Below are 18,743 nucleotides of genomic sequence, written 5' to 3'. Positions count from 1 at the left end.
AAAAATTGTGTGTTTTTAAATAATAACAGTCAATTATTCACGTTATTTATGCAATGAAAAAGATATTACTTTTAATAGGCTTTATACTACATTTTGCTGTTTTTTCGCAACAGAAAACATTCAAAATTACATGGCAGGATTATACAACCATTGCTACAGAAAAATTTTCTTTCGAGGTTCCTTATTTTAATAAAGAGCATTTCAATTATAGTTTAACAGATGGTTTACAATTTGTTGCACAGTGGGAAATAGCTAGTTTGGTAAATGAGTCTTCTGTTGCATTGTCTCAAGTTACTTACGCAAGTATTTCAAAAAATGAATTAAAGGGAGTTAACCTTAAAAGTATTCCTAAAAAGATTCAATATACTTTATCAAACTCTATAGCAAGAGATGTTCGTCATGCTTATTTAGAAGTTTCTCCTATTATTAATGATAATGGCGTGTATAAGAAAGTAACTTCCTTTACGGTGAATTATGATAACCGTTCTAGCTCTAGATATAATGGTGCAACTAACAGAGCGATTTCTAATTCGGTATTAAGTTCTGGGGAGTGGTATAAGTTTTATGTGGATACCACGGGAGTTTTTAAAATAACTAAAGACTTTTTAAGCTCGATTGGTGTAAATACAAATAATGTAGATCCGCGAAACATTAAGTTATATGGTAATGGAGGTAAAATGATTCCATATGCGAATTCCGAGCCTTATCCTTACGATCTTGCAGAAAATGCTATTAGAATTGTAGGAGAAAGTGATGGGCAATTTGATAATAACGACTATATATTGTTTTATGCCCAAGGTCCTAAAGGTTATAGCGCAGAAAGTAATACGCATATTAATTTATATTCTGATGTAACTTATTACTATATAAATATAAGTCCGGGACAAGGAAAAAGAATACAGCCTTTTATTCAGCCTTCAGGGCCTGTAGATTTAGAAATTGATAATTTTCAAGATTATCAGTTTCATGAGGTAGATGAACATAATATAGTCAATGTAGGTAGAAGATGGTTTGGAGAAAAGTTTGATATAGAAAACGAACAAACTTTTAATTTTTCTATGCCAGATTTAATAACTTCTGAACCTTTAAGACTGAAGGTGTATGTTGCATCAGATGCTTCTACAGCTTCAAGCATGCAGTTAAATGCTAATGGAGCAAATATTACCACTTTAAATTTGGCAGCAGCAACTAACGAAACTTTAGCAGTAGAGTCTGTTTTTAACGGAGATATAAATGTTAATTCTGGCGAAATAGCTGTTCAACTGAATTATAACAACGCAGGAAACCCTAGTGCTAATGCTTATTTAGATTATATTTCTATTGAAGGAACTAGAGCTCTGAACTACTCTGGTAATCAATTCAGTTTTAGAAATAAGGCAGTAGCTACAAGTACGGGAATAGGAAGATACACTATTACAAATGCGAGTAATGTTTCAGAAATTTGGGAGATTACCGACTTGTATAATGTTACAACCGCCGTAAATACTGAAGCTAGCAATACTTTTAGTTTCACTTCCAACTTAGGTAGTTTAAAAGAATATGTAGTTGTTGGTAAAACAGGTTATTTTGAACCAATAATGGCTTCTAACTCTAATGTTGCTAATCAAGATTTAAAAGGAACCATCTTTTTAAATGAGCAAGGTAATTTTGAAGATATAGATTACTTAATTGTTACCCCTACTTTTTTAGTAAATCAAGCGCAAAGGTTGGCAGATATCAATAAGCTGAAATACAATCTTAATGTTAAGGTGGTGACCTTAGGTAAGATTTATAACGAATTCAGTTCTGGTAGTCAAGATATAGGTGCAATTAGAAATTTTGTTAAATACATTTATGATAATGCGAGTTCGCCTGAAAAAAGATTAAAATATTTATGCCTTTTCGGTGATGGCTCTGTAGACTATAAAGACAGATTGCAAAACAACACCAATATTGTTCCTTCATGGCATGCTATGGAGAGTTTCAATCTAACAAATTCATTCGTTTCAGATGACTTTTTTGGAATGATGGATGATAATGAAGGAGCAATGAGTTCTTCAGATAAATTAGATATTGCCGTTGGAAGAATTTTGGTAAGTACTACACAACAAGCAAGAGAGGTTGTAGATAAAATAATCTCTTATCACAGTGAAGAAAGTTATGATAGTTGGAGGAATAGCTTCGTAATGATTTCTGATGATGTAGATCTAGCATGGGAAAGAACTTTACAAGAAACTACCGATAGACTATCAGATAATATATCTGCTGCTAAGCCATTTTTAAATGCAACAAAAATTCACAGTGATGCTTTTTTACAGGAAGCATCAGCAGGAGGGGATCGTTATCCTAAAGTAACAGAAGCGATTAATAATGCAGTAGAAAAAGGTGCGTTGGTAGTGAATTATTTTGGACATGGTGGTGAAGACGGACTAGGGCATGAGCGTTTTTACGATCAGCCTATGGCAAAAAACTTCGGAAACACCTGTAAGCTGAATTGCTTCGTTACGGTAACCTGTGAGTTTACAAGGTTTGACAATCCGTTACGACCAACAGCAGGAGAGTTTACTTTCTGGAATCCAGATGGTGGAGCTGTTTCTTTAATAACCACTACTAGACAAATTTTTGTAAGTGTTGGTGTGACCTTCAATGAGGTATTAAGTGAATATATGTTTTCATATAATGATACCGATGAGTATCAAGATCACGAATATCCTTCGATAGCTGAAGCTTTAAGACTAACAAAAAATAGTCCTTCAATTTCCAATGTATCCCAAAGAAGATTAATCTTTTTTATTGGAGACCCTGCAATGAAATTATCTTTTCCTAAGCCAAGTATTCGATTAACAAAAATAAATGATGTTCCTGTTGAAGATGATACAGATACATTACAAGCTTTAGGTCGTGTAAAATTATCTGGTGAAGTAACAGACTTAGCAGGTAATGTATTAACTAATTATAATGGGGTGCTTTCGACAACTATATACGATAAGGAAATTGACAGAAGAACCTTAGCAAATGATAGAACAAGAGATGGAGGTGCTTTAATTTATATGGACTTTAAAACCTTAGGAGAAATAATTTTCAGAGGGCAAGCGTCTATTACCAATGGGCAATTCGAATTCGAATTTGTAGTTCCTAGAGATATTAGTATTCCTGTTGGCTTCGGAAAAGCCAGCTTTTATGCAAAATCTGAAATTCCTTTTCTTCAAGATCAAACAGGAGCAAGTATAGAAACAATTAAAATAGGAGGAATAAATAACGATGCACCAGAAGATAATGTTGGTCCGTTAGTAACCCTTTTTATGAATGATGAAAGTTTTGTTTCTGGTGGAATTACAAACGAATCACCTACATTATTAGTAAAACTAGAAGATGAAAATGGTATTAACACCGCAAGTGGTATTGGTCATGATATCGTAGCTATTATTGATGGAGACGAAACCAATCCGTTTATTTTAAATGATTATTATCAAACCGAAGTAGATGATTATACTAAAGGTACGGTAAGCTACCCATTTAGAAATTTAAGCCCAGGTTTACATACCTTAACCTTAAAAGCTTGGGATGTATATAACAATTCTACTACGCAAGAAATTCAATTTGTTGTATATAATGAAAACGAACAACTTGTTGTAGATAACGTATTAAATTACCCAAACCCATTTGTTAATTACACAGAATTTTGGTTTAACCACAATAGTTCGGAACCTTTAGACGTTTCAGTACAGATATTCACCGTGTCCGGTAAATTGGTAAGAACCATTAATGGTCAAACAAATGCATCCGATTGTTGTGGAGGAAGTGGTTCGGCACTATCAAGAGATATTGTTTGGGACGGACGTGATGATTTTGGAGACAAAATAGGAAAAGGAGTTTATGTTTATAAGCTAACAGTACGTTCCAATACCTTAAATAAAAAGGTTGAAAAAATAGAGAAACTTGTAATACTATAATAATAATTTATATTTGTTAAATAAACAGATCAAATGAAGAAACTAATTTTATCCATAGCTTGTTTGCTTTTTTTAGTAAAAACGAATGCTCAAAATGTTGTAGAAATAACTCCAGACCCTTATGATTCTAGAGTAATTACAACAGGAATGCCTTTCTTGTTAATTGCATCAGACGCGAGAGCAGCAGGTATGGGAGATATAGGTGTAGCAACTTCGGTTGATGCATTCTCACAACAATGGAATCCAGCCAAATATGCGTTCTCAACAGATAAACAAGGATTTGCTGTTAGTTATACACCATATTTAAGTCAGTTAGTAAACGATATCTTTTTAGGAAACCTTACTTATTTTAATAGAATAAATGAAAGAAGTGCTTTCTCTGCTAGTTTAAGATATTTCTCTTTAGGAGATATTGAATTTGTTGTAGATGAAAATTCAACACCATTAGTACAAAGACCAAATGAATTTACTCTTGATGCAGCTTATGCTTTAAAGTTAAGCGAGCAATTTTCTATGGCTGTAGCAATGCGTTATATGCGTTCAGATTTAAAGTTAGATAGCTTTGATGAAGCTTATGCAGCAAGTACTTTTGGGGTAGATGTAACTGGATACTACCAAAGTGAAGAAGAAGCATATAATAGTTATAACGGAAGAACTCGTTTAGGATTTGCTATTCAAAATATCGGACCAAAATTCAAATATTCAGAAGGAGGAGTAGATAACTTTCAACCAACAACTTTACGTTTAGGTGGTGGATTCGACTTTATCTTAGATGATTATAATACGATTTCGGTAACTGGAGAGGTGACTAAATTATTAGTGCCAACTCCTCCAATTATGGGAGAAAGACGTGAGTACGAAGATGTAAATGGAAATGGGGAATACGATCCAAATATCGATAATGAAATTAGCTATGAACCAAACTATATTATTGAAGGAAAAGATCCAGATGTAAGTTTTGTTTCAGGAATGTTTCAATCTTTTGGTGATGCACCAGGAGGATTTAGCGAAGAGCTAAAAGAATTTACTTATGCTATAGGTGCAGAATATATGTACCAAAACTCTTTTGCTTTCCGTACAGGATACTTTAATGAAAGTGAAGATAAAGGAGCAAGAAAATTCTTTGCATTAGGAGCAGGATTTAAATTTAATGTAGTTAATATTGACTTATCGTATTTATTCTCGGCTTCAAAAGTTCAAAGCCCATTAGAAAATACATTGCGTTTCTCTTTATCATTTAAATTTGATGAAGATGCTTATACAGAATATTAATTTTGAAATATAAAAGCCATGAAAACTATTGCCAAAAAGCAATAGTTTTTTTGTCTAAAAACGTTTTTAAACAAAGCTTAACTTATTCTTTTTAGAAAATTTTATAGAAAGCATTCTAAAAAGAAAGAAGGAAATAAAAATTCACAGATGAAAGAAATAAAGATAGAAACAACTTTAAGTGTTTTTGAGGATTTAAAAGAATCACCAGAAAACATCGTTTCATTAATGAAACAAGCAGAAGAAGCTAGAGAAAAAGCTTATGCACCATATTCAAAGTTTCTTGTAGGAGTAGCAATACAATTAGAGAATGGCGAAGTAATTACAGGTAGTAATCAAGAAAACGCATCTTATCCTTCAGGGTTATGTGCAGAGCGAACAGCTATATATTACGCAGGTGCAAAATATCCCGGTGTAGCTATGAAGTCTATGGCTATAATGGCAGGTTCCACAATACATAAAACAATTACACCTATTCCGCCTTGTGGTGCTTGCAGACAAGCAATAGCGGAGTATGAAGTAAAACAAGATGAGCCAATAGAAATTTATTTTATGGGAGAATCTGGTAAAGTTGTAAAGTCAGAATCCTTAGCTAATTTGCTGCCTTTGGTTTTTGATAAGTCGGTACTTTAGTGTTTCAAAAATAATTTCAGAAAATTTTACAATTTTCAACCTTTTTTATTCCTAGCGAAAGTATTACTTTTGTTAATGGATTTGTTTTGACCAAAAACTCAAAATGAAGATTACATAAATACCAACTTAAAATTGGTAGATTATATTACAATTTTTAATTTCTTTAAAGAAGCACTAACAAATGCAAAAAGTTACCAAAGAAGTATACCTTAAATGGTATGAAGATATGTTATTCTGGCGAAAGTTTGAAGACAAGCTAGCGGCAGTTTATATCCAACAGAAAGTAAGAGGTTTTCTTCATCTTTATAATGGTCAAGAAGCAGTTTTAGCAGGAGCACTACATGCGATGGATCTTTCTAAAGATAAAATGATTACAGCATACAGAAACCATGTGCAGCCAATAGGAATGGGAGTAGATCCTAGACGTGTTATGGCAGAACTTTATGGGAAGGCAACAGGAACTTCTCAAGGTCTTGGTGGTTCTATGCATATCTTTTCTAAAGAAAAAGGTTTTTATGGAGGTCACGGTATTGTAGGTGGGCAAATTCCTTTAGGAGCTGGAATGGCTTTTGGAGATAAGTACCACGAAACAGGAGCTGTAACTATCTGTTGTTTTGGTGATGGAGCCGCAAGACAAGGTTCTCTTCACGAAACTTTCAACATGGCAATGCTTTGGAAGTTACCAGTCGTTTTTGTTTGTGAAAACAACGGTTACGCTATGGGAACTTCTGTAGAAAGAACTGCTAACCATTCAGATATTTGGAAATTAGGTTTAGGGTATCAAATGCCTTCAGGACCTGTAGACGGAATGAATCCGGTGAAAGTTGCTGAAGCTTTTGACGAAGCAATTAAACGTGCTCGTCGTGGTGACGGACCAACATTCTTAGAGTTAAAAACGTATCGTTATAGAGGACACTCTATGAGTGATGCGCAACATTATAGAACAAAAGACGAAGTAGAAGAGTACAAGAAAATAGACCCTATTACGCAAGTAAAAGAAGTTGTTTTAGAGAAAAACTACGCTACAGAAGACGAGTTAAAAGTTATTGATAAGCGAGTAAAAAGTTTAGTAAGCGAATGTGAGAAATTTGCAGAAGAATCTCCATATCCAGAACTAAGTGTTATGTACGACTCTGTTTACGAACAAGATGATTACCCATTTTTACAACATAAACTATAAGCTATGGCAGAAATTATAAACATGCCTCGATTGAGTGATACTATGGAAGAAGGAACTGTAGCAACCTGGCTTAAAAAAGTCGGGGATACAGTAAATGAAGGAGATATTCTTGCAGAAATTGAAACAGATAAAGCTACTATGGAGTTTGAATCTTTTCACGAAGGTGTGTTATTACACATCGGTGTGCAAGAAGGTGAAACCACAAAAGTAGATGAGCTTTTAGCAATTATAGGAGAAGAGGGAGAAGATATTTCAGCTTTACTTTCTAATTCTAAAGCAGAAAAAGAAGAACCTACAGAAAGTACTTCTGAAGCTGCTACTGAAGAAGAATCATCTGATGATACTGCTAGTGAAGAAGAACTTCCAGAAGGAGTAACCGTTGTTCCTATGCCACGATTAAGTGACACTATGGAAGAAGGTACTATTGCTACTTGGTTAAAGAAAGTAGGAGACGAGGTTGAAGAAGGAGACATTCTTGCAGAAATTGAAACAGACAAAGCTACTATGGAGTTTGAGTCTTTTCAATCTGGTACTTTATTACATATAGGATTAAACGAAGGAGAATCGGCAAAAGTAGATTCCCTTTTAGCAATTATAGGTCCAAAAGGAACAGATGTTTCTTCTATAGCTGCAAATTATAAAGGAGCAGGCGCTTCAAAAGCAGCAAAAGCAGAAGCTCCTAAAAAAGAAGAGAAAAAACAAGAAGTAGCTAAGCCTGTTGAAAAACCTGTAGCTGCAACTACTTCGACTAATACAAATACTGGCGGAAGAATATTTGTTTCTCCTTTAGCTAAAAAAATGGCTGAAGAAAAAGGAATAAATCTTTCTCAAGTACAAGGTTCTGGTGAAAACGGAAGAATCATAAAACGCGATGTAGAAAACTTCACACCTGCTGCAGCATCAGCTTCTGTAGGTAAATTTGTTCCAACAGGACAAGAAGATTTTGATGAGAAGGCTAACTCGCAAATGCGTAAAGTAATAGCAAAACGTTTAGCAGAATCTAAATTTACTGCTCCTCATTATTACTTAAATGTAGAATTTGATATGGAAAATGCTATTGCTTTCCGTAAACAATTCAATTCTATTCCAGATACAAAAATATCTTATAACGATATGATTGTTAAGGCTTGTGCTTTAGCATTAAAACAATTCCCTCAAGTAAACTCACAATGGTTTGCAGATAAAATGCGATTAAACAACCATGTACATATTGGTGTTGCTGTAGCTGTTGAGGACGGATTAGTAGTTCCTGTGGTACGTTTTGCAAATGAGCAAAGCTTACAACAAATTGGTGCTGCCGTTAGAGATTATGCTGGAAAAGCTAGAAATAGAAAATTAACTCCTCAAGAAATGGAAGGAAGTACTTTTACTATTTCTAACTTAGGAATGTTTGGTATAGAAAGTTTTACTTCTATTATCAATCAGCCTAACTCTGCAATTCTTTCTGTAGGAAATATTGTCGAGAAGCCAGTTGTTAAAGAAGGAAAAATAGTAGTAGGAAATACAATGAAACTAACGCTTGCTTGTGATCACAGAACAGTAGATGGAGCAACAGGAGCACAGTTCTTACAAGTATTAAAAGGCTATATTGAAAACCCTGTAACTATGTTGGTATAACACCAATTACTTACAGGCATTAAATAATAAATCAGAATCCTGCTTCTAATATTGAAGCAGGATTTTTTATCTTTAGAATCTAAAATATTTTTAAATGAAAAACATCATAATCACAGGAACGAGTAGAGGAATTGGTTTTGAATTGGTGCACCTTTTCGCAAGTCAAGGGCATAATGTATTAGCTCTTTCAAGAAATGAGAAGCCTGTAACGAATTTAAATTTTGAAAATATTACTTCTATGGCTTTCGATTTAAGTAAAGCAGAAGATTATAAAAAAGTAGAAGACTTTATTGCAACTGAATGGAAGCAGGTGGATATCTTAATTAATAATGCGGGGACTATTGTTAATAAACCTTTTAAAGAAACCTCTATGGGTGATTTTGAAAGGGTTTACAAAACCAATGTTTTTGGTGTAGCTGAAATGACCAGGGTAGTTCTACCTTTTATGAAACAAGATAGCCATGTAGTAACTGTAAGCTCTATGGGTGGAGTACAAGGTAGTATGAAATTCCCAGGACTTGCTGCTTATAGTTCAAGTAAAGGAGCTGTTATTACCTTAACAGAATTACTTGCTGAAGAATATAAAGAATCCGGTCCGCAATTTAACGTATTAGCTCTTGGAGCTGTACAAACAGAAATGCTAGAAGAAGCTTTTCCGGGCTATAAAGCAAATACTTCTCCTTTAGAAATGGCAAACTATATTCATGATTTTGCCCTTGAAGGAAACAAATTCTATAATGGGAAGATGTTACAGGTTTCCAATTCTACTCCTTAAACTTTTAAAAAAGAATAAAATTAAATGGAAAAACTAAAGAGTATCTATCTTTAGTTTTTCCATTTTATATTACATCCAATACTCGGTTTTTGCTCTTTAGTGTTTTCCTTGTTGTTTAAAACACAATCTAAGGCATGTTTTAAATCATCTCCAGTGGCAGTAATTCCGTTTCTTGGTCTTGAGTCGTCTATTTGTCCGCGATAAACCAAATCTAATTCTTTATTAAAAACATAGAGGTCTGGTGTACAGGCTGCGTCATAGGCTTTAGCTACTTCTTGGGTTTCATCATATAAATACACAAAAGGATACTTGTTTTCTTTAGCGTGAAGCGTCATTTTATCAGGAGCATCTTGCGGATATTTTTCAGCATCGTTGCTAGAAATTGCAATAAAGGATATTCCTTTTTTTTGATAATGATTAGCTATTGCAACCAAAACAGGATTTACGTGAATTACAAACGGACAATGATTACATATGAACATGATAACCGTAGCATTTTCGCCTTTTAATTGCTGAAGATTTAATCGCTTTTGAGAAACGGTATCTAATAATTCAAAATCAGGAGCTTTTGTTCCTAACGGAAGCATGTTGGAAGGTGTATCTGCCATTTTATTAATTATAAAAAGTGAGTCAAATAAGATAGTCAAAATATATGAAATTTCATATAAAGAAGTATTTCAAATTAGCAGCAACTATCTTATTATAATTCTTAAAAATTCATACATTAGCTAGACTAATAAGTAGCGAATGTCACAAACAATTACCTTTGATGGTTTTACAAAAATAGATTTAAGAGTAGGAACCATTATTGAGGTTCTAGATTTTCCGGAAGCTAGAAACCCTGCGTATAAACTAATGATTGATTTTGGTGATTTGGGGGTTAAAAAATCTTCTGCACAAATAACTACTTTATATAAAAAAGAAGATTTGCTTAACAAGCAGATTGTATGTGTTGTTAACTTTAAGCCTAAGCAAATAGGCAAGTTTATGAGTGAATGCTTGGTTCTTGGAGCGGTAAATGGCAAAGATGTTATTTTACTTAACCCAGAAAATAGAGTTAAAAACGGATCTACAGTTTCTTAAATATGACAGAATTAGATGCTGTGCAAATAAATTTTAATCCAAATAATCTTTGGGTTTTAAACTTAGCACTTGCTGTTGTAATGTTTGGTGTAGCTCTTGGTGTTACTACCAATGATTTTAGGCAGTTGTTTAAAGAGCCTAAGTTGGTAATACTTGGTGTTGTTTTACAGTTTTTACTTCTTCCGTTTATAACCTATTTGTTTATTTTACTTATAAAACCACGAGCTAGTATTGCGCTTGGTATGATGATGGTTGCAGCTTGTCCTGGAGGTAATATTTCTAATTTTATGACACATCTAGCCAAAGGAAATACAGCTCTTTCTGTCAGTTTAACGGCATTTGCTACTTTTTTAGCAATGTTTATGACACCATTAAATTTTCAAGTTTATGGAAATCTATACGAGCCTACCGCTCAATTATTACAAGATGTAGAATTAAACTTCATCGAATTAGTAAAGCTTGTGATTCTCATTTTAGGAATACCTTTAGTTTTAGGAATGAGTTTACGAAGAAAGTTTCCAGATCTTGCACAAAAAGTTTCTAAAATATTAAAACCATTTTCTATTATTGTTTTTGTAGCTATAGTAGTTATTGCTTTTTTAAACAACCTAGATGTATTTAGTGATTATATACATTGGGTTTTAGCAATAGGTATTAGTCATAATATATTAGCATTGGCTTTAGGTTTTTTTGTAGCTAGAGCTTTTAAATTATCTTTTAAAAATCAAAAAACATTAGCAATAGAAACCGGAATTCAAAACTCAGGTTTGGGCTTGTTGCTTATTTTTACTTTTTTTGAAGGCATAGGAGGAATGGCTCTTATAGCTGCTTTCTGGGGAATTTGGCATATAATTTCTGGTTTATCTGTTTCTATTTATTGGTTGGTACTATCTAAAAACGAAAAAATTTGAATTTACTTATCCTACATTTTTTCAGAACTTATATCCGAATAGGACTCTTTTGTTATTATAAAAGTTTCAAAGTGTATGATATAGAAAATGTACCAAAAGATAAACCCGTTTTGTTTTTATCAAACCACCAAAATGCTCTGATAGATCCCTTGCTCATTGCTACAAAATCTGGAAGGTTTTCTTATTTTCTAACTCGAGCTTCAGTTTTTAATAAACCAATAATTAGTAAGTTTTTGTATACGCTTCACTTGTTGCCGGTGTATAGAGTACGTGATGGATGGAGTAGTATTAGTAATAATAATTCTATTTTTAAAAAGTGTACAGATCTGCTAAATGAAAATAATGCTATAGTAATTTTTCCGGAAGGGAATCATCATATTAATAGAACGGTACGACCTTTGAGTAAAGGTTTTACAAGAATTGTTTTTGAAACTTTAGAGAGATACCCAGAAGCAGATTTGCAAATAATTCCAGTTGGTTTAAATTATGCTAAAGCTGAAAATTTTGTAGATAGTACTTCGGTATACTTCGGAAAACCTATTTCTGTAAAAAAGTATCTTTCAAAAGATAAACATGAGGCAATTTCTTCTCTTAAAAAAGATGTATTTGAAGCGTTAACTGCTCTAACAACTCATATTCCTTCTGAAAATTATAATGAAACATTAAGGGAATTAGAAAGTCGAAATGTAGATTTCTTAAATCCGGAAACTGTAAACTCTTGTATTGCTTCTAATTTTGAAATTTGTGTCAAACCTGAAAAAGTGAAAACTAGTTTCTTTAGGAGGTTGGTAAATAAAATACTTATAGCTAATTTCTTTTTACCATTTTGGGTTTGGCGTTCTTTGGTAAAACCTAAAATAAAGGAAGTGGAGTTTATTGCAACCTTCAGATTTGCTGTTTATATAACCATATTCCCTATTTGGTTTTTTGTGATTCTAACTATGCTTATAGTGTTATTCGGTTGGCAGTTGGCATTGTGTTATGCGGTGGGTGTTTCTGTTATGGCTTTATATTATGTAAAGGCTTAGCATGTAAATTGTATTTCAGTTAATTTATTAAATAAAAAAACCGTTACTAGTAGCAACGGTTTTGTGTTTTGTAAGAAAAAAGAGATTAAATATCGTCAAAATCTATATCGGTAAATCTGCTTTCGATAGATTCTGTAGTTTCAGTTGTTTCTGCTTTCTTAGTTTCTGAAACATCTGTGTTATATTCTTTTTTGAAGTCTTTTTGGTGACGCTCGCTTATTACTTCATCTCCTTTTTCAGCAATAATATAATCTGTCATTTCAGCTAAAATACTATTGAATTCAGAAAAATCTTCTTTATATATATAGATTTTATGCTTTTTGTAATGAAATGATCCGTCGTCATTTGTAAACTTCTTACTTTCTGTTACTGTTAAGTAGTAATCTCCCGCCTTTGTAGCTCTTACATCAAAGAAATAAGTACGTCTTCCTGCTCGTAATACTTTAGAGTAAATTTCCTCTTTCTCCATCATGCCATTGGTATCCATAATCTTGTTTTTATATTAAAGTGTCATTAATAGTTTTTCAAAAATCAAAAAAAAATAGATAACAAGCAACTAAATATTATAATTCTTTTACACTAGTTTGTTAATAAGAAATATGTTGTCTTAGCTTGTATTATAATTAATCTATGACTTTTCTGACAATTGTTTTAAATACAGGTCTTTATAATATCCAGGTTCTTGAATTAAGATGTCGTGTGTGCCTTCCTGAAGTACTCTTCCATCATCTAAAACAATAATCTTATCTGCATTTTTAGCAGAAGAAACTCTGTGACTTACAATAATGGTTGTTTTTCCTTTTGTTAGCTTATTAAGACTGTTTAGGATTTTCTCTTCAGTTTCAGTATCTACAGCCGAAAGGCAATCGTCAAACAATAAGATTTGTGGATCTTTTAAAATAGCTCTAGCAATAGAAATACGTTGTTTTTGCCCACCAGAAAGTGTAATTCCTCTTTCTCCTAAAGTGGTTCCGTATCCTTTATTGAAACCTATAATGTTTTCATGTACTTGTGCGTGCTTCGCTGCTTGTATAGCCTCTTCGTTTGAAGCGTTTTCTTTACCAAATTTAATATTGTTATTAATAGTGTCGCTAAATAAAAAAGCTTCTTGAGGCACATAACCTATGCTATTTCTTAGGCTAACAAGATTTACTTGGTCAATAGGTTTGTTGTCTATTAATAATTCTCCTTTATCAATATCGTATAATCTTCCTATTAAATCTAAAATAGTAGATTTACCTGAGCCTGTCTTACCGATAATTGCTAAAGTTTCTCCTGGTTTTAAGTTGAAGCTTATGTCCTTTAGAGCTTCGATATTTGTGTCATCGTAAGTAAAGGAAACATTTTTGAAAGTTATTTCTCCTTTAATTTCGGTAGGTTCTTCAACATTATTCTGAATTTCAGGTTCAATTTTCAAGAAGTGATTAATACGTTTTTGTGAAGCTTCCGCTTGCTGTATTATAGAAGTTACCCAACCTACAGTAGCAACTGGCCAAGTAAGCATGTTTACGTATATAATAAACTCGGCTATAGTTCCTAGGTTTTCAATTTCCCCATCTATATATTGCATTCCACCTATATAAATTACAATTAAGTTACTTAAACCAATAAGTAATACCATTGTAGGGAAAAACAAAGCTTGTACTCTTACTAGGCTTATTTGCTTTTCTTTGCTTGTCGTAGAAAGATCATTAAAGTTTTCTCTTGTTTGCGGCTCCATTCCGTATGCTTTTATAATGGAAATTCCGCTAAAAGTTTCTTGGGTATAGGTTGAAAGTTTTGATAGATACTCTTGCACTATAGTACTTCGTTTATGTATTTCTTTACTAACTCTAAAAATGATTATAGATAAAATTGGTAGAGGAATTAAAGTGTATAAGGTTAGTTTAGGCGATTGGTTATACATAGAGATAATTACAATAATGAAAAGCGTAAATGTGTTGATACTATACATTATTGCTGGTCCTGCATACATTCTTACGTTACCAACATCTTCACTAATCCTATTCATTAAATCTCCTGTTCTATTCTTTTTATAAAAGTTTAGAGATAGTTTTTGATATTGTTTATAGATTTCATTTTTTAAATCATACTCAATATATCTAGAGACATTAATAATGGTTTGTCTCATAAAAAAGGTAAGTATTCCCGTAATAAGAGCGGCACCAATAATATAAAGGATGTTTTCAAGTAATTCTGCTTTTACTTCAGGAAGGTTTGTTAAATTTCCTTTTCTGTACTCATCTACTACATTAATAGATTGCCTAATTAATCTAGGAGTGAAGAGTAAAAAAATCTTGGATGCTATGGTGATTAATATTCCAAGAATAAGTTTGTATTTGTATTTTAAAAAGTACTTATTTAGATGTTGTAATTCTTTCATTTACAATAGTTGCGAAGTTTTAAACTTTATTAAAATTATATAATTGCTCGATATAGTTTGCGATTATAATAATATAGGTTTATTTTTGTATATCGTTTTTGCGATATATTCAAAAAACAAAAACATTAACTTTTAAAAAAATATTTAAATGTCTACAGATATTATTACCCCAGACGATCTAAAAAAAATGGACCCTGTTTTCGGACAACTTTCATTTGATAATCATGAGCAAATTGTTTTTTGCAATGACAAAGATACGGGTTTAAAAGCAATTATTGGAATACATAATACAGTATTAGGTCCTGCTCTTGGTGGTACTAGAATGTGGCAATACGACAACGAATGGGAAGCTTTAAATGATGTTTTAAGACTTTCTCGTGGTATGACATATAAGTCAGCTATTACAGGTTTAAACCTAGGTGGTGGAAAAGCTGTTATTATTGGTGATGCTAAAACACAAAAGACTCCAGAACTTATGAGAAAGTTTGGTGAGTTTGTGCATTCATTAAGCGGAAACTATATCACTGCTGAAGATGTTGGAATGGAAACAGCTGACATGGACTTAGTTCGTGAGGTTACACCATACGTTACAGGAATTTCAGAAAGTAAAGGAGGATCAGGAAACCCTTCTCCAATTACTGCTTACGGTGTTTTTATGGGAATGAAAGCTGCTGCAAAGTATAAATTTGGTAGCGATGTTCTAGAAGATAAAAAAGTAATTGTTCAAGGTATTGGTCACGTAGGGGAATCTCTTGTGGAGCATTTAACAAACGAAGGAGCTAAAGTTATTATCTCAGATATTAACCAAGCACGTTTAGAAGAAGTAAGCAAGAAATACAATGCAACTATTTATACAGGAAGTGATATTTATAGCGAAGATGTAGATATTTATGCACCTTGTGCTTTAGGAGCAGTAATTAATGACGATACTATTCATAAGATTAAAGCAAAAGTTATAGCTGGAGCAGCAAATAACCAATTAGCGGTTGAAGCTGTACATGGAAAAATTCTTCAAGAAAGAGGAATTGTTTACGCACCAGATTTCTTAATTAATGCAGGTGGAATTATTAATGTTTACGCAGAATTAGAAGGATATGATAAAAAAGAAATCATGCGTAAAACAGAGAATATTTACAATACAACATTAGAAATTTTAGCTAATGCAGATACTAACGGCATTACTACAAACCAAGCAGCATTAAACATAGCTCAAGAAAGAATTGACACTAGAAAAAAAGAAAATTCTAAATAATTCTAAAAAAATACTATTATTTTAAGGCGAAAGTAACTACTTTCGCCTTTTTTAAATCAAGTTCTTTTTTATATGCTTAATAGAAGACACATTCGTATTAAAGTTATGCAAATCCTTTACTCTTTTAAAGGTGGCGAAAGCGAAAATTTTAGTAAAGACCAAAAGTTTTTGTTACATAGTATAGACAATATGTACAATCTATACTTACTAATCATGTCCTTATTAATAGAAGTACATAAAAAAGCAGAAGATCATGTGTTAAAAACGCAGAACAAACTTCTAGCAACTACCGAAGACAAAAATCCAAATAAGAAATTAATAAACAACGAAGTGTTTTTATTATTGAGAAATAATGAAGTACTTCAAGAAGCTATAGAAGCTCATAAAATCACTAACTGGGAGTTAGATGATGAATATGTAGATATTATTTTCCGCGCAATTTTAGCAAGTGATTTGTATGCCGATTATATGCAAACAAAAACCTCTACTTTTAAAGAAGATAAAAACTTTTTAGTAGATGTATTTAAAGAAATAATTGCTCCAAACGAGAAGCTATACGAATATATAGAAGATAAGAATTTAACTTGGTTAGATGATCTTCCAATTATAAACACCACTGTTTTAAAATTATTAAAACAGGTAAAAGCGAATCCTAATTCAAGATATTTTGCTCCGCATTTATATAAAGATGCAGACGATAAAGCTTTTGCAATAGATTTATTGAAAAAGACCATCTTAAATCAAAGCAAACTAAGTTTAGAGATAGAAGGAAAAACTAAAAACTGGGATGCAGAACGTATTGCAAGAATAGATTATGTTTTGCTTCAAATGGGAATTTGCGAGTTGCAAAACTTCCCGTCTATTCCTGTGAAAGTTACTATAAATGAGTATTTAGAAATAGCAAAAGAATATTCTACACCAAAAAGTAGCTTTTTTATTAATGGTGTTTTAGACAAGCTTGTAAAGGAATACCAAGTCGACAATAAGTTAAATAAAATTGGTAGAGGATTGCTATAAGTATAAAATTTAGTACATTTACAAATTGAATAATTAAAAAAACAAAAAATAGAATTATGAAAAAAGTATTGTTAGGTTTAAGCGCATTCTGCTTAATCGCTTTTACTTCATGTAAAGAAGATGCATCAAAAAAAATTGATGATAAAAACGTTGCAGAAGCAGCAGAAAGAGATGCAAAAGCAACTGATTTTCCAGTTTTAACTTTTGACAAAACAGAACATGATTTTGGTGAAATTGAAGCTAAAACGAATGTAGAAACAGTTTTTAAATACACAAATACAGGGAAAGCTCCTTTAGTAATTACTAATATTAAAAGTACCTGCGGATGTACTGTACCAGAAGATTGGTCTAAAGAGCCTTTAGCTCCTGGAGAATCAGGTGAGTTTACAGTAAAATTCAACGGAACTGGTCAAAACACAGTAACTAAAACGATTACTGTAACTGCTAACACAGAAACAGGAAGAGAAACAGTTAGAATTAAAGCTTTTGTTAAGCCAGACCCTAACGCACCAGCTAGACCAAATGCTACTAGCCCAGTAAATCAAGCTGTTCCTGCTGCTGCTAACCCAGCTCCAAGAAAATATAGTACACAACCAGGTCACGAAGGTCATAACCACGATTAATTAAAATGGGAGAAATAGGACAATTTTTACCGTTTATAGCAATGTTTGCAGTAGTGTATTTCTTTATGATTGCACCGCAAATGAAACGAGCAAAACTAGAAAAAAAGTTTGCAAGTGAGCTTAAACGAGGTGATAAAGTTATTACTAAAAGTGGTTTACACGGAAAGATAGCAGATCTTAACGATAAAGATAACAGTTGTGTTATTGAAACTATGGCTGGAAAGCTTAAGTTTGATCGTACTGCAATTTCTATGGAACTAAGTAAAAACTTAAACGTATCTCCAACAGAAGTTAAGAAATAAGTATTACACTTATAGATATAAAAAAAGCATCAAAAGAATTTTCTTTTGATGCTTTTTGCTTTTATAATATGTTGCATTTTATTTCAATATACTAGCAACTTTTATACTTATCATGTAAACCCATACCTTGTATAATCATTGGCTTTATTTTTTCTAACCTAGATAGCCTTGTAGATTCTTTTTTAGCAGAATTTATATATTCAGAATATTCTCGTTGCTTTGAAGGAGAAAGTGTCTTAAAAGCACCTTGTAGCGCAGCGTTTATATTTATTTCCTTTTTTAATTCTATTGGAATATTAATGTCTTTTTGCGTTGTTCTTGAAGCTTTAATTTCTTTACCAAGCTTTTGGTTTTCTATAGCTTCTTTTACGTAGGCAAGCACTACATGCTTATCAATTTCTTCTTTAGAAGTAAATCGCATTTGTCGAAGCCCTTTAGTCTTTTCTTGTGCTTTTTCAAGGAGGTTATTTTCGTCTTTCAGGAAGACTCCATTAAAAAACCAAATGCCAAAATGTTTTTTAAAAGCTCCAAGACCAACTACATTTTTTCCGTTTAAATCATATACAGGAGCATTCCATTTTATAGATTCATTAAGTTCTGTTTCGTTTATTATATCTCGAAGTATATGTAACGCTTCTTCAAAATGTGCGTTGTTTTCAATATACTCTTCCACCGATTTTGCTTTTTTCATTTAATTTCAGTTTGTTATAAAATTACAATTTTTAAATGAGAATATAA

At 32.4% G+C, this 18,743-nt stretch carries 17 protein-coding genes; 13 read left to right on the top strand and 4 right to left on the bottom strand.

Going from position 1 to position 18,743, the window contains the following annotated elements; all coding sequences use genetic code 11:
- The first annotated feature begins 53 nt into the window (after positions 1-53).
- The 6 genes from porU (at position 54) to DU428_RS10065 (ending at position 9,406) form a co-directional block, all read left to right on the top strand.
- On the top strand, positions 54-3,932 hold the full coding sequence (porU, locus tag DU428_RS10090) for a type IX secretion system sortase PorU (RefSeq protein WP_113966489.1): 3,879 nt from the start codon (positions 54-56) through the stop codon (positions 3,930-3,932).
- Positions 3,933-3,965: 33 nt separating this feature from the next.
- Positions 3,966-5,204, top strand: a complete 1,239-nt coding sequence (gene porV / locus DU428_RS10085) for a type IX secretion system outer membrane channel protein PorV (RefSeq protein WP_113966488.1) — start codon at positions 3,966-3,968, stop codon at positions 5,202-5,204.
- A gap of 147 nt (positions 5,205-5,351) precedes the next feature.
- Entirely contained in the window at positions 5,352-5,834 is a 483-nt protein-coding gene (gene cdd, locus DU428_RS10080; RefSeq protein WP_113966487.1) for a cytidine deaminase, read from the top strand.
- A gap of 181 nt (positions 5,835-6,015) precedes the next feature.
- Positions 6,016-7,014 carry a pyruvate dehydrogenase (acetyl-transferring) E1 component subunit alpha gene (gene pdhA / locus DU428_RS10075; protein WP_113966486.1) on the top strand — a complete coding sequence of 333 codons (999 nt, stop codon included), beginning with the start codon at positions 6,016-6,018 and terminating at the stop codon, positions 7,012-7,014.
- Between the two features lie 3 nt (positions 7,015-7,017).
- Positions 7,018-8,631 carry a pyruvate dehydrogenase complex dihydrolipoamide acetyltransferase gene (locus DU428_RS10070; protein ID WP_113966485.1) on the top strand — a complete coding sequence of 538 codons (1,614 nt, stop codon included), beginning with the start codon at positions 7,018-7,020 and terminating at the stop codon, positions 8,629-8,631.
- A gap of 94 nt (positions 8,632-8,725) precedes the next feature.
- On the top strand, positions 8,726-9,406 hold the full coding sequence (locus DU428_RS10065; protein WP_113966484.1) for an SDR family NAD(P)-dependent oxidoreductase: 681 nt from the start codon (positions 8,726-8,728) through the stop codon (positions 9,404-9,406).
- A gap of 50 nt (positions 9,407-9,456) precedes the next feature.
- Here the strand turns inward: DU428_RS10065 and DU428_RS10060 are convergent, their stop codons facing one another.
- Positions 9,457-10,014: a thioredoxin family protein gene (locus DU428_RS10060; RefSeq protein ID WP_113966483.1), complete on the bottom strand. Its 558-nt coding sequence runs from the start codon at positions 10,012-10,014 to the stop codon at positions 9,457-9,459.
- A 139-nt stretch (positions 10,015-10,153) separates the two neighbouring features.
- On the opposite strand from DU428_RS10060, the gene DU428_RS10055 reads away from it, so the two are divergent.
- The 3 genes from DU428_RS10055 to DU428_RS10045 all read left to right on the top strand — a co-directional run bounded on the left by DU428_RS10055 (position 10,154) and on the right by DU428_RS10045 (position 12,428).
- Positions 10,154-10,489 (top strand): tRNA-binding protein, encoded by a 336-nt coding sequence (locus DU428_RS10055; protein ID WP_113966482.1) that lies wholly within the window; start codon positions 10,154-10,156, stop codon positions 10,487-10,489.
- Between the two features lie 2 nt (positions 10,490-10,491).
- Positions 10,492-11,400 (top strand): bile acid:sodium symporter family protein, encoded by a 909-nt coding sequence (locus DU428_RS10050; RefSeq protein WP_113966481.1) that lies wholly within the window; start codon positions 10,492-10,494, stop codon positions 11,398-11,400.
- Positions 11,401-11,471: 71 nt separating this feature from the next.
- Positions 11,472-12,428, top strand: coding sequence for a 1-acyl-sn-glycerol-3-phosphate acyltransferase (locus DU428_RS10045; protein ID WP_243633492.1), 957 nt, complete (start codon positions 11,472-11,474; stop codon positions 12,426-12,428).
- Positions 12,429-12,513: 85 nt separating this feature from the next.
- Here DU428_RS10045 and DU428_RS10040 read toward each other — a convergent pair whose 3' ends face one another.
- Together DU428_RS10040 and DU428_RS10035 are read right to left on the bottom strand one after the other, a co-directional pair.
- Positions 12,514-12,915, bottom strand: a complete 402-nt coding sequence (locus DU428_RS10040; RefSeq protein WP_072351358.1) for a PUR family DNA/RNA-binding protein — start codon at positions 12,913-12,915, stop codon at positions 12,514-12,516.
- A gap of 141 nt (positions 12,916-13,056) precedes the next feature.
- Positions 13,057-14,811 carry an ABC transporter ATP-binding protein gene (locus DU428_RS10035; protein WP_113966480.1) on the bottom strand — a complete coding sequence of 585 codons (1,755 nt, stop codon included), beginning with the start codon at positions 14,809-14,811 and terminating at the stop codon, positions 13,057-13,059.
- 148 nt (positions 14,812-14,959) lie between these two features.
- Between DU428_RS10035 and DU428_RS10030 the strand changes: the two genes are divergently transcribed.
- The 4 genes from DU428_RS10030 (at position 14,960) to yajC (ending at position 18,005) form a co-directional block, all read left to right on the top strand.
- Entirely contained in the window at positions 14,960-16,063 is a 1,104-nt protein-coding gene (locus tag DU428_RS10030; protein ID WP_072351356.1) for a Glu/Leu/Phe/Val family dehydrogenase, read from the top strand.
- Between the two features lie 105 nt (positions 16,064-16,168).
- Positions 16,169-17,080 carry a transcription antitermination factor NusB gene (gene nusB, locus DU428_RS10025; RefSeq protein WP_072351379.1) on the top strand — a complete coding sequence of 304 codons (912 nt, stop codon included), beginning with the start codon at positions 16,169-16,171 and terminating at the stop codon, positions 17,078-17,080.
- Between the two features lie 56 nt (positions 17,081-17,136).
- Entirely contained in the window at positions 17,137-17,703 is a 567-nt protein-coding gene (locus DU428_RS10020) for a DUF1573 domain-containing protein (RefSeq protein ID WP_072351355.1), read from the top strand.
- 5 nt (positions 17,704-17,708) lie between these two features.
- Positions 17,709-18,005, top strand: coding sequence for a preprotein translocase subunit YajC (gene yajC / locus DU428_RS10015; protein WP_113966479.1), 297 nt, complete (start codon positions 17,709-17,711; stop codon positions 18,003-18,005).
- Positions 18,006-18,096: 91 nt separating this feature from the next.
- On the opposite strand, the gene DU428_RS10010 is transcribed toward yajC, so the two are convergent.
- Positions 18,097-18,696 carry a YdeI/OmpD-associated family protein gene (locus tag DU428_RS10010; RefSeq protein ID WP_113966478.1) on the bottom strand — a complete coding sequence of 200 codons (600 nt, stop codon included), beginning with the start codon at positions 18,694-18,696 and terminating at the stop codon, positions 18,097-18,099.
- Positions 18,697-18,743 lie beyond the last annotated feature (47 nt).

Origin of the sequence: Oceanihabitans sediminis (assembly GCF_003337215.1) — a bacterium.
Taxonomy (GTDB): Bacteria; Bacteroidota; Bacteroidia; order Flavobacteriales; family Flavobacteriaceae; genus Oceanihabitans; species Oceanihabitans sediminis.
Note: the sequence above shows the minus strand (reverse complement) of the source record. Positions and strands in the feature narration are given on the sequence as shown.

Coding starts and splice junctions, on each gene's coding strand:
- porU (WP_113966489.1), top strand. CDS start 54: ATGAAAAAGATATTACTTTTAATAGGCTTTATACTACATTTTGCTGTT.
- DU428_RS10010 (WP_113966478.1), bottom strand. CDS start 18,696: ATGAAAAAAGCAAAATCGGTGGAAGAGTATATTGAAAACAACGCACAT.
- yajC (WP_113966479.1), top strand. CDS start 17,709: ATGGGAGAAATAGGACAATTTTTACCGTTTATAGCAATGTTTGCAGTA.
- DU428_RS10060 (WP_113966483.1), bottom strand. CDS start 10,014: ATGGCAGATACACCTTCCAACATGCTTCCGTTAGGAACAAAAGCTCCT.
- DU428_RS10040 (WP_072351358.1), bottom strand. CDS start 12,915: ATGGATACCAATGGCATGATGGAGAAAGAGGAAATTTACTCTAAAGTA.
- cdd (WP_113966487.1), top strand. CDS start 5,352: ATGAAAGAAATAAAGATAGAAACAACTTTAAGTGTTTTTGAGGATTTA.
- DU428_RS10070 (WP_113966485.1), top strand. CDS start 7,018: ATGGCAGAAATTATAAACATGCCTCGATTGAGTGATACTATGGAAGAA.
- DU428_RS10050 (WP_113966481.1), top strand. CDS start 10,492: ATGACAGAATTAGATGCTGTGCAAATAAATTTTAATCCAAATAATCTT.
- pdhA (WP_113966486.1), top strand. CDS start 6,016: ATGCAAAAAGTTACCAAAGAAGTATACCTTAAATGGTATGAAGATATG.
- DU428_RS10055 (WP_113966482.1), top strand. CDS start 10,154: ATGTCACAAACAATTACCTTTGATGGTTTTACAAAAATAGATTTAAGA.
- DU428_RS10020 (WP_072351355.1), top strand. CDS start 17,137: ATGAAAAAAGTATTGTTAGGTTTAAGCGCATTCTGCTTAATCGCTTTT.
- DU428_RS10065 (WP_113966484.1), top strand. CDS start 8,726: ATGAAAAACATCATAATCACAGGAACGAGTAGAGGAATTGGTTTTGAA.
- nusB (WP_072351379.1), top strand. CDS start 16,169: ATGCAAATCCTTTACTCTTTTAAAGGTGGCGAAAGCGAAAATTTTAGT.
- DU428_RS10035 (WP_113966480.1), bottom strand. CDS start 14,811: ATGAAAGAATTACAACATCTAAATAAGTACTTTTTAAAATACAAATAC.
- DU428_RS10030 (WP_072351356.1), top strand. CDS start 14,960: ATGTCTACAGATATTATTACCCCAGACGATCTAAAAAAAATGGACCCT.
- porV (WP_113966488.1), top strand. CDS start 3,966: ATGAAGAAACTAATTTTATCCATAGCTTGTTTGCTTTTTTTAGTAAAA.